The organism is Acidobacteriota bacterium (assembly GCA_016196035.1).
Taxonomy (GTDB): Bacteria; Acidobacteriota; Blastocatellia; order RBC074; family RBC074; genus JACPYM01.
The window spans coordinates 116088-132731 of the sequence record JACPYM010000099.1 but is presented as its reverse complement, the minus strand read 5'-3'; the positions used below and the strand labels follow the sequence as shown (position 1 = coordinate 132731).

Here is a 16644-nt window from a genome sequence, read left to right as displayed (position 1 = left end):
GGCTGGCTGCGTGTGGCAATGCCACACGCAGCGGAATGGCCGGAAGCACAGTTGCCAAATCCATTCTTTGCCACGTTGGGCAGTTAAATCTGAAACGATAAACAACGGAGCCGCAAGATGAGTGCAATTGCAATGACGAAAGCCAGCGCGGCTGAAGCCGAAGCCGCGCATTGGTCACAACAGTTCGAGGGCAAATCCATTGAAGCGCTGCTGGAATGGGCGGTCGGGCGTTTTGCGCCGAAGCTGGTGATGACGTCGAGCTTTGGGCCGGAAGGCATCGTGTTGATAGACAAACTCGCGCGCATTGCGCCGCAAACGCCGGTGATCTTTTTGGACACGGGCTTTCATTTCGCCGCGACCCACGAGGTGAAAGAGCGTGTGCGCGAACGCTATGGCTTGAACCTGATTGAACAGCAGGCCGCGTTGACGGTGGCGGAACAAGACGCGCAATACGGCGTGGCCTTGCACGCGCGGCAGCCAGACGTTTGCTGCCGTTTGCGCAAGGTCGAACCGCTCAAGGGCGCGCTGGCCGGTTATGCGGGCTGGCTTTCAGCGCTGCGGCGCGATCAGGCTGCGACGCGGGCGCAAATCGGCAAGGTGCAATGGAATGCCAAGCACAATTTGTTGAAGCTCAATCCGCTGGCCGATTGGACGCGCGGGCAGGTGTGGGATTACGTATTGCGGCACGAATTGCCTTACAACCGCTTGCTGGACGCGGGTTACACCAGCATCGGTTGCGAACCGTGTACGCGCCCTGTTGCGCTTGGCGCGCACGAACGCAGCGGGCGTTGGACAGGGCAGGGCAAGGTGGAGTGCGGCATTCATCTGTGAAGTGCTGCCAGCGGACAAAGGCGACCATCGCATTTCGCTGCGACCTTCGCCGGATGCGGTGCAGGAATTTTAGATTGTGACGAATTCCTTCCCGGCGGAATTCGGGCGCACGGGCGGCAGCGCGTTGAACTTTTCGACGCGCTCCGGCGGCACGGAATTGCGCGGGACGCTGTTTGAATACCTGCGTAACGGTGCGCCGGATGCGCGCGGCTTTTTCGTTAATGCCAATCCGAACGGCAATGTGACCTTCTCGAACTGATACTCACCGGGAAATGAATCGAGCGAAGCTTTTTAGAACGGTTGAATTTTCTTGGAGAGGCGTGAATGGCATCACCAGCAGTTTTGAGAAGCGCTGCCACGCTGCGTCGCCATATTTATCCAAGCCGAAGTTGACGGGTGTCATATCAAGCCGCAGCCGGAACGTTCCGGCAATTCGATCCCAGCACGAGAAAATGCTGGAATAATTGCTGTCGGTTTCGAGCTTTAGCCGTGAGTGGTGTACACGATGGATGGCGGGCGTGACGATTACCAAGCGAATCCAACGATCCAGCCATGCCGGGAACCGCAGATTACTGTGATGAAACAGGATCACGGGCAGCAGCAGCATTTCGTAAACCAGGAGTTGACCAAGGCTGATGCCCAGCAACGGAAGGACGGCCAAACGCAACAAGGAAGAAAGCAGGAGTTCTCCGGCGTGAAACCGAAACGCGGTGGTCGCGTCCATCTCAGGATCGCTGTGATGAACGCGATGAAAGCGCCAAAGGAAGCCGAGTTCGTGGTTCGCGCGATGCCAGAGATACATCCAGGCATCAAAGAGCAGCAGCGCTGCCACGGTCGCTGCCACGGGCGGTAAAGGAATCACGCGCAGCATCATGCGCAACAGGCCGAAACCGCTCTGCTCCGCCCACCCCATTACCTGGGCGATAAAAGGGGCGGTCAGCAATCCGATGGTGATTGAACTAAGTCCTCCTAACGTGAGATTCAGACAAGCGTGACGCCAACGCTGACGACGCCCGCGAGCGGCAGGGAAGTAGCTTTCCAGCCCGAAGAGGAAGATCAGGCTGAGCACTGCGATGAATGCCGGGAATTGTTCCGGGGAAAATTTCATTGCCAACCTTTCGGGTCAAAATAAGGATTGGCGGGACATCAGGCAAATACTATTTTCCTGACGACTGGTATAAGCTTTCGCTGATGCTAGACAACTTCAATCTTTACCCGTTGCACGTCTTCCGCCTGGTCGCCCGCTCTGGCAGCGTCACGCGCGCGGCGCAGGAACTGTTCATCAGTCAGCCTGCTGTTTCCGCGCATCTGAAAGCTTTGGAAACAGCCATCGGCGAGCCTTTGTTTGAACGCACGCCGCGGGGCATGCAACTAACCTCGGCGGGCGCGGTTGTGCTGGAACAAATCAACCGGTTGTTTGCCTTGTATGAAGAGATTCCGGCGGCGGTGGATGCGCAGCGCGGCCAGGTGCGTGGCGAGGTGACGGTGGCGGCTTCCAGTACGCCGGGCGCGTATCTGATGCCTGAACTCATGCAGCGGTTTCAAGCACAGTATCCGGACGCGCGGCTAGTGCTGCGCCTGGGGGATAGCGCCGAAGTGCTGGACTGGCTGTTGAATTATCAAGCGCCGCTGGGGGTGATTGGCGAGCTGAATCTGGCGGCGGGTCTGGAAAGCGTGGAGCTGGCGACTGACCATTTGCAACTGGTCGCCGCCACAGGCGATGCGCTTTGCCGCGTCAACCGGGTGAAGCTGGAACATCTGCGCGGGCGCACGCTCTTGCTGCGGGAATTGGGCTCGAGCACGCGCGCGGGGACGCAACGCTTGCTGGGCGAACGGCTGAACGAATTCGAGCGGGTGATGGAAATCCCCAGCACCGAGGCGATCAAGCAGGCCGTGGCGGCGGGGCTCGGTGTGGCGGTGATTTCGTCATGGGCGACCAGACTGGAAGAGGCCGCCGGCTTGCTTCAGCCTGTGCGTGACCCACGGCTACGGCAGGCCCGGCGGTTTTTTCTGGTCAAACGGAAAGACCGCGTGTTGAGCGGAAGCGCCGCCGCGCTCTGGCAATGTTTGACAACTTGTAAGTTGAAGGTGGTCTCAAAAAAACGGCGCACCGACAACGGCAAATCGAAATAAACGAAGCGTCAACTACTTTTTCCGCTATGTGTGATATACGACTAGCGGGAAATCATCAGGCTCAAACGGCTCAAACAGCTCAAACAGCTCAAACGAGGGAGCAACCTATGTCTGACGAAGAAAGAATTGTTCACAACACGGCAGAAGATCAGGCGTGGGCTGACTTGTTGTCACCGACGCGCCGCAGCTTCATCCTTAGTGTGGGGGGCGCTGGACTAACAGCGGCAGGGCTGACCGCCGGAAGCCCCGAAGCCGAAGCGCAGGAACTCATCACACCTGCCAGTCTCAGCTTCAAACCGATTGTGCCCCCGCCCGACATGGGCAAGAGTCCGTGGGGTTACGAGACGATCAAGGAGCCGACCGCACGGCCCAAAAGCATTCGTCCGGGCGAAGAGAATGGCTTGCCCAAAGCGCCGCGCCCCTACACGGACATCAAGAGCTATCACGCGCATTTCTATTTTGACGAAGACACCTACGAGAAAGCCGCGCTGGTGCGCAAATGGTCGGCGGAACGCTTTCCGGTGGAGTTGGGCAATTGGAATCTGGAACCGCGCGGCCCGCACGTGACGCCGTCGTTTTACTTCGGGTTCACCAACGACCTGTTGCCGATCATTGTGCCGTGGCTGCAACTCAACAGCCTGGGATTAACCATTCTGCTGCACCCCAACACCGACAACCCGCGCGCCGATCACCTGTATTACACGTTGTGGGTCAACCGCTCACAGCCGGTGAATGCGTATAGCTTGCCCAAGCAGGCGAGTGTGGAAAAGACTTTCCCGAACATCAAACCGACGGTGAAATTGGAAGTCTAGGGCAGACACGCGATGAGTGAAGCTGCCTTTTCGTTAAAGACTGAAGCCGTTGCCGCCGTCGCCTGCGCATTGGCGGAATGCGGGCGCGGCTTTTATCAGCGTGGCTGGGTGTTGGGTACCAGCGGCAATTTCAGCGCGGTGGTCAACGGCGATCCGTTGCGGTTGTTGATTACCGCCAGCGGCAAAGACAAGGGCCAGTTGACGGAGCAAGAATTCATCCTGTTGAATGAAGATGGCGCGCTGGTCAGTGGCGCGGGCAAGCCTTCAGATGAAACGCCGTTGCATCTGACGCTGGTGCGGCAACGCGGCGCACGCGCGGTGTTGCATACGCATTCCGTTTGGGCGACGTTGTTGTCAGATGAATTTGCCGCGCAGGGCGGACTGAGCATCACCGGTTGGGAAATGTTGAAAGGGCTGGCGGGCGTTCAATCGCATCAGCACGCTGAGTGGTTGCCGATTCTTGAGAATTCGCAGGACATGACCTCGCTGGCGCAAACGCTCGCCACGGTGTTGCATGAACAACCCGCCGCGCATGGATTTTTGCTGCGCGGGCATGGGTTGTACACCTGGGGGCGAACCCTGAGCGAAGCGCGCCGCCACGTCGAAATTTTTGAATTCCTGCTGGAGGTGACGGGGCGGTTGCAACGAACACACAGGGTGCCTGGGGCATGGCAGTGAAACCAAGGGGGACTCGTATGGCTGTAGTTTCAATTCCGCAAGCAGAGCGCACGATCCAAGACGCACGGGAACTGACGCAGTTTCTGGCCTCCATCAACATTGATTACGAACGCTGGGAACCAGCGCACGCGGTCGCGCCCGCTGCGCCCGCCGCCGAGATTCTGGCCGCCTACGCGCCGGAGATCGAACGCCTGAAAGCCAACGGCGGTTACGTCACGGCGGATGTGATTGATGTCTCGCCGCTGACGCCGGGGCTGGAGGCGATGCTGGCAAAGTTCAAGCGCGAGCATTGGCACGACGATGACGAAGTGCGTTTCATCATCGAAGGCCGGGGCTTGTTTCACATCCATCCAAAAGATGCGCCTGTGGTGGCGATTGAAGTCGAAGCGGGCGATTTGATTCGTGTGCCGCAAGGAACGCTGCATTGGTTTAACTTGTGCGCCGAACAGCGCATCCGCGCAATTCGTTTGTTCAAAGACCCGGCGGGTTGGTCGCCCAATTACACCGAGAGCGGCGCGGATGATGCGTATCAACCGCTTTGTTTTGGTGCGGCGTATCTTCCCGCCAGCATCCCGGCTCTATGACGACGATTCGCTTGAATGAACCAGTGCCAGTCATCCTGCTCGACATCGAAGGCACGACGACGCCGATAGATTTCGTGTATCAGGTGCTGTTCCCTTACGCGCGCCTTCATCTGAAAGAATATCTGGCGCTGCATTGGTCAGAGCATGAAGTGCAGGAAGATTTGCTCGGCTTGCGCGCGGAACATGCAGCCGATGTCGCACATCAGCTTGCGCCGCCAGTTTGGGCTGAGAGCGCAGTGTTGGAATCTGCGGCGGCGTATCTGCTGTGGCTGATGGAGCAGGATCGCAAATCCACCGCGCTCAAATCACTGCAAGGGAAAATCTGGGCGACAGGTTATCGGCAGGGCGAGTTGCGTAGCGTGATGTTTGAAGACGTGCCGCGCGCGCTGGCTCGTTGGTATGAACAAGAGCGGCGCGTTTGCCTCTATTCGTCTGGCAGCGTGCTGGCGCAAAAGTTGCTCTTTGCGCATACCACGGCAGGCGATTTGACCAGTTGCTTGAGCGGCTATTTTGACACCACCAGCGGCCCGAAACGCGCGGCACATAGTTATCAAACCATCGCGGCGGCTTTGGCGGTCAGTCCGGCGCATGTCGCTTTCATTTCTGACGTGACAGCGGAGTTGGAAGCTGCCCACGCCGCCGGGTTGCAAACTTTGCTGGCTGTGCGCCCGGGGAATGCGCCTGCCGTGCCGCCGGGTTTTAGCCAGCAGGTGCAGAGCTTTGATGAGGTTTTTCCGCGTTGAAGGGTGGCTTATTTTGAGTCGTTTAAGCCGGCGCTGCTGGATGCGCCTGACCTGTGTGGATACGCCTTTTGGCAACCGCAAAGCTGCGTTCGCGTTGCTTGCTGAAGGTAGCTTTGGCGCGCAATTTCAAGAATTGACTTTGCCAATATGGGCGTGTATAAGGCACGTGTTTTCCACGAAAATCGAAATAGAAACACACACGTTTTCGTTACCGTAATTGATGTGTTTTGTTGCCCAAACCAATAATTGACCGATGACAAAATGACCTGGAACCTGGCTAAGGCAGACAGACAGGCTTGGGACAACGCCGCTGGGATTGGCAGTTCGCGACAGTAAAATTGCGCGGTCACCGCGCCAAGAGGAAGGCTGATGCACACTACAATGACAACCCGACATTGTTCGCACCCGAAGCCGCCTCTGTTCCCAGCCGCAGTCAATGCTGATTTCCTCACTATTTGTTGGATGAACGTTACCCTTCTGAATCTCCCTGAGTGAACTGACAGATTGCTCCCACAGGTGCGCCGGACGCTGTTGCACCCGATCTGTTTAGGCTAGCGTAGCGCCGCTGCCGCGACCTGGCGCAAGGTGCGAAGCCGTCGAATGACAAGCCACGCCAACGTGCGATAACAGTGATTGCCCGAAACCAGTGACCTGAGGAGTGGCGCCACACATGAACGGCTGCACGCCTGACAAACGAACCCGACGCGCACGCTTCCTCCGGCTCTTTTGTGTTTTGCTGCTGGGCAGTTCTTTGACAAATTGCCGCCGCAAGTCCGACATCGCCAAGGAAGCCACGATCACGGTTTACGGTTTCAGCGTGGTCAAAGAGCCGCTCGAAAACGATATTATCCCGGCGTTTGAGCGTGACTGGGCCACCAAGACGGGCCAGCACCTGACCTTCACGCCCTCGTTTGCCGGTTCGGAGATGGTCACAAACCAGATCGTCTCCGGCGTGGAAGCCGATCTGGCGATTCTGGCCATCGAACGCAATGCGCAGCGCTTAATGGATACCGCCGCGACCAAGAGCGATTGGCGCTGGCTGCCGTACAACGGCATCGTCAACAAGACACCGATGGTGATTTTGGTGCGGCAGGGCAATCCGAAAAAGATTCGCGATTTCTCCGACCTCGCCAAACCGGGCGTGAAACTGATTCATCCTGACCCAACGGCATCCGGCGGCGGGCAATGGTCGTTGCTGGCGATTTACGGTTCCGAAATCGCCAAGTCGGAACACCGCAAGGATGAGCGCGATGAGGCGGCGGCCTTTGATTTGCTAAGGCGAGTTTGGGCGAACGTAATTGCTACACCCGATTCGGCGCGCGCCGCCCGCACGCAGTTGGAACGCGGCGAAGGCGATGCGCTGATCACTTATGAGATGGAGGCCTTACAGTTGAAGGCGAAAAAGCTGCCCTTTGAGATCGTCGTGCCGCAAAGCACGATCTTTTGCGAGCACCCGGTCGTGATCGTGGATCACGGGATGCCGCCCGCGAAATACGCGCTGGTGGAGTTGTTCGCGCGCTATTTGTGGTCTGAAGATGCGCAACGGGCTTGGGTCAAAGCGAACTTTCGTTCGATCAATTTTGAAGAATTGAACCGTGCCAACCCGCGTTTCGCCAAAATCGAATTGCCGTTTACCGTCGGCGACCTGGGGGGCTGGCAGCGCGCTTATCCCGAAATTATCGAAGGCGTGTGGAAACGCCGGATTCAAATGGCCAAATAGGAGCTAGACAAAGCATGAAACTAACCAAACGTGATTTGACCGTGGCGCTGCTGGCGGCGAGTGCGACCTGGGCGGGCGTATCGTTCGCGCGCGACGACAAACCGATCATGGGATCGTCGGTCTGGGACTGGAACAAGATTGCCGCCACGCCGAACACGCACGGCGCGGTGCGCAAATTCTTTCAGGCGCCGACCGCGACGCTGGATGAGTTGGAATGTCACGTCACGACGCTCAACCCCGGCGAATCGCCCCACGCGCCGCACCAGCACGCAGACGAAGAGATCGTCATTGTTAAAGAAGGCACGGTCGAGTCATTGGTCGGCGGAGAAAAGCACATTCTGGGGCCGGGGTCGGTGATCTTTCAGGCGTCGAATCAAATGCACGCGATTCGCAATGTCGGCAAAACGCCCGCGACCTATCACGTCTTCAAATGGAATTCGCCGGGAATGTTGAAAGCGAAAAGTGAAAAGTGAATAGTGAACAGTGATCTTTATGCCTTTCTTTTCGCTTTTCGCTTTTCGCTTTTCGCTTTTCACTTTTCACTCTGAGCAAAGATGAGTACTGCCTGGGAAAAACAAGCTGCACCATTGCCTGGCCACGGTTTTGATTTGGCGCGCCCGCTGGGGATTGGCTTCATCGTGACGGCGATGCTGCCACTGGTGATGCTGCCGCTGGCTTCGATCTTTATTTATTCGCTGAGCAAAGGGCCGTCGCATTTTTGGCAGGCGTTACTCAATCCGGCGGCGCTCTTTTCACTGAAGTTGAGTTTGCTGACCAGCAGCGCGGCCACGGCCTGCAATGTTTTCTTCGGATTGATCGCCGCGTATGTGATGACGAAGTACAACTTTCGCGGCGAATCGGCGTTGACGATCATCATCAGCTTGCCGACCGCGATTCCGACGGCGGTGGCGGGCTTTGCGTTGTTGTTGTTGTGGGGACGGCAGGGCTTGCTGGGGCAATTCCTGGAACGCACCGATTATCAAATCATGTTCACGACAGCGGCGATCATCCTGGCGAATATCTTCGTCACGTTCCCGCTGGCCTTTGGCGTAATCAAACCGGCGCTCGAAAACCTGGATACCAGTTTGGAAGACGCCGCCGAAACTTTAGGCGCGTCACGTTGGCAATCGTTTCGGTACGTGATTTTGCCGAGTTTGCGCGGCGCGATCATCACGGGCGCGCTGTTGACCTTCGCGCGTTCGATTGGCGAATTCGGTTCGACGATTATGGTCAGCGGCAATCTGGCGTTGAAGACGCAAACCGCGCCCCTTTACATCTTCACCAAATTCAACGAAGGCGATGTCGAAGGCGCCAATGCGATTGCCGCCGTGCTGGCGATCCTTTCGTTTGCGATCTTTTCCTTGATTTTATTGACTCGCAAGAAACTAGAAAAAGGGTGAGTGTTGAGGGGTCAAGGATGAAGCACAAAGTTTTCATCCCTCATTCCTCATTCCTCATCCCTCCACCAAAGGAGGTCTGTGATGGCGAGAGAACTGGCAATCCCCTTTTATCCTGAAACTCGCACGGTTCAGACGCATGCCGATGGGCAGGCCAGAGCCGAGGCGCGCACCGCGTTGCGCGTGCAGCATCTGGTGAAATACATCGGGGACGAATTGATTCTCGATGATGTCAGCTTTTCCGTGGCCGAAGGTGAGAGCCTCGTGCTGCTGGGACCCTCGGGCAGTGGCAAGAGCACGACCTTACGCTTGCTGGCGGGCTTGGCCGGGCCGGATGGCGGCGGCATTTTTCTGAAGGGCCGCCACATCGAACATTTGCGCGCGCGCGAACGCAACATCGGCGTGATCTTTCAGCATTACTCGCTGTTCCCGCGCATGACCGTGGCCGAAAACATCGCCTTCGGCTTGAAGATTCGCGGCGTCAAAAAGCAGCAACGCTTTGAGAAGGCTGACGAGATGCTGACGATGATCGGGCTGACCGAACATCGTGACAAATACCCGGCGCAACTTTCGGGCGGCCAGCAACAGCGCGTCGCGATTGCGCGGGCGTTGGCTTACGAACCGGACTTGCTGCTCTTTGACGAATCGTTCAGCGCGCTCGATCCGCAAACGCGCGTCGGCTTACGCCGCGAAATCCGCGCCCTGTTGCGCCGGTTGCGCGTGCCGGCCATCTTCATCACGCACGATCAGGAAGAGGGCATGGAACTTGGCGATCAAATCGCCATCCTCAATCGCGGGCGCATCGAACAGATCGGCTCGCCCTATGAGGTTTACAACGAACCGCAGACCGAATTCGTCGCCACCTTCCTGGGCGCCGCCAATGTCGTAACCGGGCGGCCCCGCGAGCGCGTCATCGAAATTGACGACGAGCATTTTCTGTTCAGCCAAGGTTACGAACCGCTGGGGGCTGAGCAGGTCAAAATCGTCTTTCGTCCCGAAGACATCGTGCTGGGCCATTTGAATGGCCGCCTCGAAACGCCGCATCAATTTGGCCGCGCCGAAGTGCTGGATGTCGCGTTTGCGGGGGCCACGGAATCTCTAACCGTGCGCTTGTTGCCCAAGAGTCAGAGCGGGTTGACGCTGGCGAGTGCCGCAATTGGCGCAAGGCCTGCCGCGAACATTGTCCTCAAAGTCACGCGGACGAAATGGGACGCACACCGTTTGCCCTTGCAACCGGGCGATGTGGTGACGCTGGGCTTGAAGTCTTATAAATTGCTGTGCGCTTGAAAGCCCTGAAAGGGCGCTATTCAATAGTCACGTCAAATCAATAAACGCAGCCCTGAAAGGGCGAAATTGATAGCTGGATTTCGCCCTTTCAGGGCTTGCTGTTTTTTCCTATGTTACCGGGGGCGGCGCTCTGCTTGCCCCCGGCTATTGAATGCCGCCCTTTCAGGGCTTCAGATCATAGGTTCCGCTATTACTCTTATGCAGAAAAGAATGCTTGTGCCGATCATTGCTGTAATCCTATTGTTTTTTGCCGTGCCTGCCTGGGCGCAAGAGATGCCCAACGAGTCCGGCAAATTTCGCCCGCCTGATCTGGTCGAACTCATCAAGCTCGATTCCACCATCAAGCTCGACATACGCTATGCCACCGCGAACAACTTCGTCGGCAAGCCGGTATATCAGGAAGCGCGCGCCTTTTTGCAGCGCCCGGCTGCCGATGCTTTAGTCCGTGCCCATCACAAATTGAAAGCGCAAGGTTATGGCTTGTTGATCTTCGACGGTTATCGTCCCTGGGCGATCACCAAGTTGTTTTGGGATGTCACGCCGCCCGACAAACACAACTTCGTCGCCAATCCGGCCAAAGGCTCGAAACACAATCGCGGCTGTGCGGTGGATTTGTCGCTTTACGATCTGAAAACTGGGCAGGAAGTGCCGATGCCGGGCGCGTATGACGAGATGACCGAGCGTTCCTATCCCACTTACAAAGGCGGCACCGCTGAACAGCGCCGCACCCGCGATCTGTTGCGCCGGGTGATGGAAGCCGAAGGCTTCGCCGTCAATGAATATGAGTGGTGGCATTTCGATTACAAGGACTGGCGGCGCTATCCGATCCTCAATGTCGGCTTTGCCGAACTGGATCAGCGCGCGCAGCATCCCAAGGCCAATCGTATTCAGCGTATGTCAAAGATTGCCAAGCCGTAAGCCGGACAGTTGGCAGTTGGCGGTTGGCGGTTGGCAGTTCCTGATACGTGGTTGTAGGTTGCTGGCTACTACTTCAACGTCGCTTTTTTATTCAACCGCCAACCGCCAACCGCCAACTGCCAACAATAGGCGCATATTTATGCTCTGGACGCCCAACGCAAAGTGCGTGAGGATGGGTGCCGGAGAACAAATCATGGAAACGGCTACCAGCACCATTCATGTCGCCATCGTCGAAGACGACCGTTCGTTGCGCGAAGGCCTGGGCTTATTGATCAACGCGACGCCGGGCTTTCGCTGCCCGCGCACCTTCGGTTCGGTCGAAGAAGCGCTGCACGAATTGGGCGCGAACGTGCCCGAGGTGCTGCTGCTCGACATTCATTTGCCCGGCATGCTCGGTTCGGACGGTGTGAAAGTCTTCCGCGAACGCTTCCCGCAGATGCAGGTGTTGATGCTGACCGTCTATGCCGAGCAGGACAAGATTTTTGAATCCATCTGCAACGGCGCGTGCGGCTATTTGCTCAAGAAAACGCCGCCCGCCCGCCTGCTCGATTCCATTCGTGAAGCGCACGAGGGCGGCTCGCCGATGTCGCCCGAAATCGCGCGCAAGGTCGTCACGCTCTTTCAAAAGACCGGCCATCTCATTGGCACATCCGCTCAGCCCGATGACCAGCTCACGCCCCAGGAAGTCCGGCTCTTGCAACTGCTGTCCGACGGACACAGTTACCAGAGCGCCGCCGGACAACTCAATATCAGTGTCAACACGGTGCGCAATTACATCCGCAGCATCTACGACAAACTCCACGTCCATTCCAAAAACGAAGCGGTCAGCAAAGCCCTGCGCAGCCGCATCATTCCGCATTGGAGAATCAAGATGTCACACAGCGAATTGCAATTTGGAGCCTTTCGCATTCCGGCCAAGGTGGACTTGCTCTATCGCGGCGCCGAGATGGTCGCGCTTGAACGCCGCGCCGTGCAGGTGCTGCGCTTTTTGGCCGAACACAGCGAACGCGTCGTCACCAAAGACGAGTTGCTCGAAGCCGTCTGGCCCGATACCTTCACGACCGATGGCGTGCTGAAACGCGCGATTTCACAGGCCCGGCGCGCGTTGGGCGATGTGGCCGATCAGGCGCGCTTCATCGAAACCTATCACGGCCAGGGCTATCGTTTTATCGCCGATGTGACTTGCGAGGCCGCGCCTGTTGTTCAAAAAGACGCGCCTGTCTCAGCCGCGTCGCCCGCGCCGGAAGCACAACGCAGTGGCGGCGCGGGCACTGCGGCAGCGCCCGCGTTGATTCCGCCCGCGCCAGCCGTGACCGGCGAACAGCGCGTGCCTGTCTTTGATTCCCCTTCAATGCGTCACGCGGGCATCGTCCCGTTCACGACCGGTGCGGGGCTGGGCGTGCCCGATTACAACCAACTGGTCGGGCGCGAGGCCGAGTTGCAACAGTTGCAAACCGAATACACGCGCGTGCTGGCTGGGAATGGACGCCCGGTGATGATCCTGGGCGAACCGGGCATTGGCAAGACGCAACTGGCGCGGGCCTTTGTGCGCTGGTCGCAGGCCCAAGGTGCGCTTTGCCTGTCCGCGCGGTTCTTCGATTATCAGGCCAGCCGGTTGGCGCCTTACGAAGTCTTTCTTGATCTGTTGCGCACGGTCTTGGGCGTGCCGAATGCCGGTGCGAGCGAATGCGCGCAGCCGCTGGCGGCCTGTGATCTGCGCGCGCTGGCCCAGCAACAACTCGGCGTCACCTTGCCGGATGAACTGTTTGCTGATGCCAACGCACGTTTAATCAAAACCACCGGCACCCTAGTGATGCCCGAATCCGCCATCCGCAATCCCCAATCCGCAATCCCAAAAACTACCGGGCCGCTCATCAGCAACAGCAGCAATTCGCGCACGGTCGTGGCCTTGAGCCAGTGTTTTGTGCGCGCCAGTTTGCATCGTCCGCTGGTGCTGGTCTTCGACGATTTGCAATGGGCCGACGAGGCGAGCCGTGATTGCGTGGGCTATTTGCTGCGCACACTGCAAAGCGAACCGCTGATGATCGTCAGCCTGGCGCGCGCCGAAGCCGCCAACGACCGGCATCATCCGCTGGCTGAATGGTTGCGGCGGCAGGCCAGTTTGCGCAGCTACACCGCGCTGACGCTCGGGCCGCTGAACGCCGACGATTGCCGCAGCGCAAGCGAAGCCGTCTTCAACCAGACGCTGCACGTGCCACCCGCCGATTTGCAGCGGCTGCATCACGTGACGGGCGGCAATCCCTATTTCCTAACCGAGATGCTGCGGCTGTTGGTGTCAGAGAGCGCGATCACGTTCAATCCCACACAGGCGATTTGGGAATGGCAGGGCCTCAAGGATTTGCATTTGCCCGACACCATCGTGATGGCCGCGCACGCCAAGCTCGACCGGTTGAGCGAGGAAGTGCGCGAATTGGCCGAAGCCGCCGCCGTGATCGGCGATGAGTTCCGCATCGAAACGCTGGCGCAGATGCTGGGGCGCGGCGAAGAGGAAATCGAAAGCCTGCTGCTGGCCGGCGTCAAAGTCGGTGTGCTGTCTGAACGCGGCGTTTCGGCGGGCAATGACGCGCGGTTCTATCACACGACTCTGCGTCACGTGCTCTATGAAAACCTGCCGCCGCGCCGCCGCAAGCGGTTGCACCTGCAAGCCGCGCAAGCGTTGGAGCGCGTGTATCGCCGCGACCGCGAGCGCGTTGCCGAAGCCTTGAGCGCACATTACGAAGCCGCCGGTGACGCCCTGCGCACTTTTGAGTGGAGCATGCGCGCCTGGCAAGCCGCCAGCAGCCGCCAATCCTGGAGTGAAGCCATGTCCAACATCGAACGCGCCCGCCGCGCCGCCGACGACGTGCAGCGCGGGGCGACCGCGCCGCTCGATCCAGCCGAACGCCTGCGCGTGCTCTTCGCCTGGGGCGAAACCTGTTACGCCACGGGCAATTTGCCGGAAGCCGAACGCGCCTATAGCGAAGCCGTCGCGCTCGCCAACGCCGTGCATGACCGTGGCGGCTTGGCCGTGGCGCTGTTGCAACGCGGGCAAACGCAGATGGGCCTGGGCCAGTACCGCGAAGCTGTGCTCGTGACCGAGCAGGCGTTGGAGTTATACCGGCAACTCAACGATGTCGAAGGCGTGGCGCTGGCGCTGTTGCAACTGGGCGGCGTGCAGGTACGGCTGGGGCATTACGACGCGGCGGCAGAGTTCGCGCAACAGGCGCTGGCCGATGTCGCGCTCAACAGCCAGATTGCGGCGGTGGCCTTTGGCCTGTTGGGTTGGGCGCGCGCGCTGCAAGGGCATTATTCAGAAGGCGTACCGCTGCTCGAACGCGCGGTGGATTACATGGGCAGCATCGGCGATGCGCAGCGCCGCGCGCTGTTGTTGCGGCGGCGGCATTGGGCCGATCTGGCGCGGGGCCGTTATGAAGGCGCGATTGAACTGGCGCTGCGCGCGCGCGACGACTTTCGCAGCGTCGGCGACGCGCGCGGCGAAGCGCAGATGGATTTGGGCATCGGCCAGGCGCGGCTGGCGCAGGGGCTGTATGACGAGGCTGTCGAATTGCTCAAACGCGCGCAGGAAAGTTTGCGCCGCGTCGGCGACACTCACATCGAAGCCGAGGCCCAATGGCTGTTGGGCCGCGCGTATTGCGAATTGGGTCAACACCCGCTGGCCGAAGCGCATTTGACCGGCGCGCTGCTGACCATCCGCGAAAGCGTCGGCGACCGCGCTGACGAATTTCGCATGCTGACCGACCTGGCGCGCTTGCGGCTGGCGACGGACGAAGCTGAATTCGCGCTGGCCCTGGCGACCGAAGCCGTCGTCATTGCCGATGAGTTGCACAACGTGGATGGTTTGGGGTTGGCCTTGATTGAACAGGCGCGGGCGCAGTTTGCACTGGGCGATACGGCGAAAGCCCTGGCTGGCTTGCGACGCGCGCTGAGCCTGTTGGAAGAGAGCGGCGCGGGCGAACGCTGGCGCGGCTCTCAGGCGCTGGCGCTGGTGTTAGAACAAAGCCCGGACGAGAAGCACCAACGCGAAGCCGTCGAAGCGTTGCGCAGTTGCGTGCGGCTGTTGAACGAGATGCGCGAACAAATCGCGGCGGCGGATGCGGCGCGCGGCGCGCTCTTTCGCCAGGCGCGCGGCTGTTGGGCGGAAAAGCTGGCCGCCAAGTTGCGGCAGCAAGGGGCGCAGGCGGAAGCGGACACCTTGGCGCGCGTTTGGGAACTGAACGTGCCGCGTTGATTGCCGCGTTATTCCAAGCGGGCTAAAATGGCCGTGCAGTAAGGCAAGCCTGCAAACAGATCGACAACTAGGAGGTAAGGCTCATGACCGCGACAACGCAAGCGGCATTTGAAGATGACCTGGATTACGAAATCGTTGATGGGCAAAAGGAGGCCAAGATGGCGGGAGCCAAACCTGGCAGTATCAATGCGCAACTGATCATTGAACTGGGTATTTACCTCAAACAAAATCCTATTGGAAAACTGTACACCTCCAACACGACGTTTCAGATTGGTGTTAATGAGCGGATGCCGGATGTCGGGTTTGTTTTTTCGCAACGTATTCCTGCCGAAGGCGAGCCGAGCGGCAAATGGAAAATCGCTCCTGACCTTGCGATTGAAGTAATCTCGCCAAACGATGTTTGGGACAAGGTGAATCGCAAAGTTCGCGAATACTTCGCGGCGGGCGTGCAGCAAGTCTGGCTGGTCTCGCAAGTAGAGCAGGAAGTGACGATTTACGATTCACCGACGCGAATTCGCGTCGTCACCGCCGACCAGGAACTGACCAGCGAAGCCCTCTTGCCTGGCTTCAAATGCCGCGTTAGTGCGCTCTTCCGGAGTTAGCGCTACTGCGCCCAACCCGACCAGCGACAAAAAGCCAAACCGGAGGCTTGAATTCTTTCAGCCGCTCCGGTTTGGCTTTTTGGTTTCAGCGATTTAATCGCCCTCACCAAAACCTCACCAAAGCATCACCAAAACCTCATGCACCCAAACCGCCATCTGCATAGAATCGGCCTCGTTGATGGCGGTGGTGAGCGAGACAGAGCGAGCCGCAAAAAAACAAGTCATCAGCAGATTGATAAGCAGGGCGTTTCGAGCAAAGAGCGGAATGGCCCAAGCAATACTGTAAAGACGAGCGAGACGTAACGAGACGAATAAGCTTTCATCGCTCACGGGCGATGGAACTGGCCCGCGCAGCGGTTTCCCGCTCCTTGTTCTCCGCGCCTGTTGGGGGCGGGAACTGCTGGCGGCCGAACGCGAGACGATTGAGAGAAGGAGGAATGTTCTTTGAAATTTCATCGCCGGCGTCGGATGGCTTGAACCCCACTGAGTCATCGGCGCAACCCCAACTACGGGGTAGGCGATGAAGCTGTCTGAACCGGTCTTTGTCTCTTGTTCTCCGCGCCTGTTGGAGATGAAGACCGGTTCAGGCTGAAAGCAAGCTGCGTAAGCAGGTTTGGCAGGCGCACACGCAAATTTTAAGTCTGGCCGCTAGCCCCAGCGGCAGGCAAGCAACGGTTGTCGTTTGGTGAC

The 16644-nt window shown here is 58.7% G+C and carries 16 protein-coding genes; 14 read left to right on the top strand and 2 right to left on the bottom strand.

The genetic code is table 11. The features are described from left to right. Positions 1-117: 117 nt before the first annotated feature. The gene (locus tag HY011_28525; GenBank protein ID MBI3426894.1) at positions 118-831 is read left to right on the top strand and encodes a phosphoadenylyl-sulfate reductase; all 714 of its coding nucleotides are present in this window, start codon (positions 118-120) and stop codon (positions 829-831) included. Positions 832-907: 76 nt separating this feature from the next. After that, entirely contained in the window at positions 908-1090 is a 183-nt protein-coding gene (locus tag HY011_28520) for a hypothetical protein (GenBank protein ID MBI3426893.1), read from the top strand. Between the two features lie 3 nt (positions 1091-1093). Here HY011_28520 and HY011_28515 read toward each other — a convergent pair whose 3' ends face one another. Beyond that, a complete protein-coding gene (locus HY011_28515; GenBank protein MBI3426892.1) occupies positions 1094-1939 on the bottom strand; it encodes a sterol desaturase family protein in 846 nt (281 codons plus the stop codon). Here HY011_28515 and HY011_28510 point away from each other — a divergent pair. From HY011_28510 to HY011_28455, 12 genes are all read left to right on the top strand, one after another. Further along, complete coding sequence (locus HY011_28510; protein ID MBI3426891.1) at positions 1939-2964, top strand: LysR family transcriptional regulator; 1026 nt, start codon at positions 1939-1941, stop codon at positions 2962-2964. The genes HY011_28515 and HY011_28510 overlap by 1 nt on opposite strands. Before the next feature lie 107 nt (positions 2965-3071). After that, entirely contained in the window at positions 3072-3776 is a 705-nt protein-coding gene (locus tag HY011_28505; GenBank protein ID MBI3426890.1) for a DOPA 4,5-dioxygenase family protein, read from the top strand. Between the two features lie 12 nt (positions 3777-3788). Further along, on the top strand, positions 3789-4454 hold the full coding sequence (gene mtnB, locus HY011_28500) for a methylthioribulose 1-phosphate dehydratase (protein MBI3426889.1): 666 nt from the start codon (positions 3789-3791) through the stop codon (positions 4452-4454). 17 nt (positions 4455-4471) lie between these two features. Beyond that, positions 4472-5038 carry a cupin domain-containing protein gene (locus HY011_28495; protein MBI3426888.1) on the top strand — a complete coding sequence of 189 codons (567 nt, stop codon included), beginning with the start codon at positions 4472-4474 and terminating at the stop codon, positions 5036-5038. Then, a complete protein-coding gene (mtnC, locus tag HY011_28490) occupies positions 5035-5781 on the top strand; it encodes an acireductone synthase (GenBank protein MBI3426887.1) in 747 nt (248 codons plus the stop codon). The genes HY011_28495 and mtnC overlap by 4 nt, the downstream gene beginning before the upstream one ends. Before the next feature lie 751 nt (positions 5782-6532). Continuing rightward, positions 6533-7501: a sulfate ABC transporter substrate-binding protein gene (locus tag HY011_28485; protein MBI3426886.1), complete on the top strand. Its 969-nt coding sequence runs from the start codon at positions 6533-6535 to the stop codon at positions 7499-7501. A gap of 14 nt (positions 7502-7515) precedes the next feature. After that, complete coding sequence (locus tag HY011_28480; GenBank protein ID MBI3426885.1) at positions 7516-7974, top strand: cupin domain-containing protein; 459 nt, start codon at positions 7516-7518, stop codon at positions 7972-7974. A gap of 81 nt (positions 7975-8055) precedes the next feature. Continuing rightward, entirely contained in the window at positions 8056-8901 is an 846-nt protein-coding gene (locus HY011_28475; GenBank protein MBI3426884.1) for an ABC transporter permease, read from the top strand. 81 nt (positions 8902-8982) lie between these two features. Further along, complete coding sequence (locus HY011_28470) at positions 8983-10185, top strand: ABC transporter ATP-binding protein (protein MBI3426883.1); 1203 nt, start codon at positions 8983-8985, stop codon at positions 10183-10185. Between the two features lie 198 nt (positions 10186-10383). Then, positions 10384-11103, top strand: a complete 720-nt coding sequence (locus tag HY011_28465) for a M15 family metallopeptidase (GenBank protein MBI3426882.1) — start codon at positions 10384-10386, stop codon at positions 11101-11103. A gap of 193 nt (positions 11104-11296) precedes the next feature. Beyond that, positions 11297-15352, top strand: a complete 4056-nt coding sequence (locus HY011_28460; GenBank protein ID MBI3426881.1) for an AAA family ATPase — start codon at positions 11297-11299, stop codon at positions 15350-15352. Between the two features lie 83 nt (positions 15353-15435). Beyond that, complete coding sequence (locus HY011_28455; protein ID MBI3426880.1) at positions 15436-15954, top strand: Uma2 family endonuclease; 519 nt, start codon at positions 15436-15438, stop codon at positions 15952-15954. A 114-nt stretch (positions 15955-16068) separates the two neighbouring features. On the opposite strand, the gene HY011_28450 is transcribed toward HY011_28455, so the two are convergent. Then, positions 16069-16410 (bottom strand): hypothetical protein, encoded by a 342-nt coding sequence (locus HY011_28450; protein ID MBI3426879.1) that lies wholly within the window; start codon positions 16408-16410, stop codon positions 16069-16071. Positions 16411-16644: the final 234 nt, after the last annotated feature.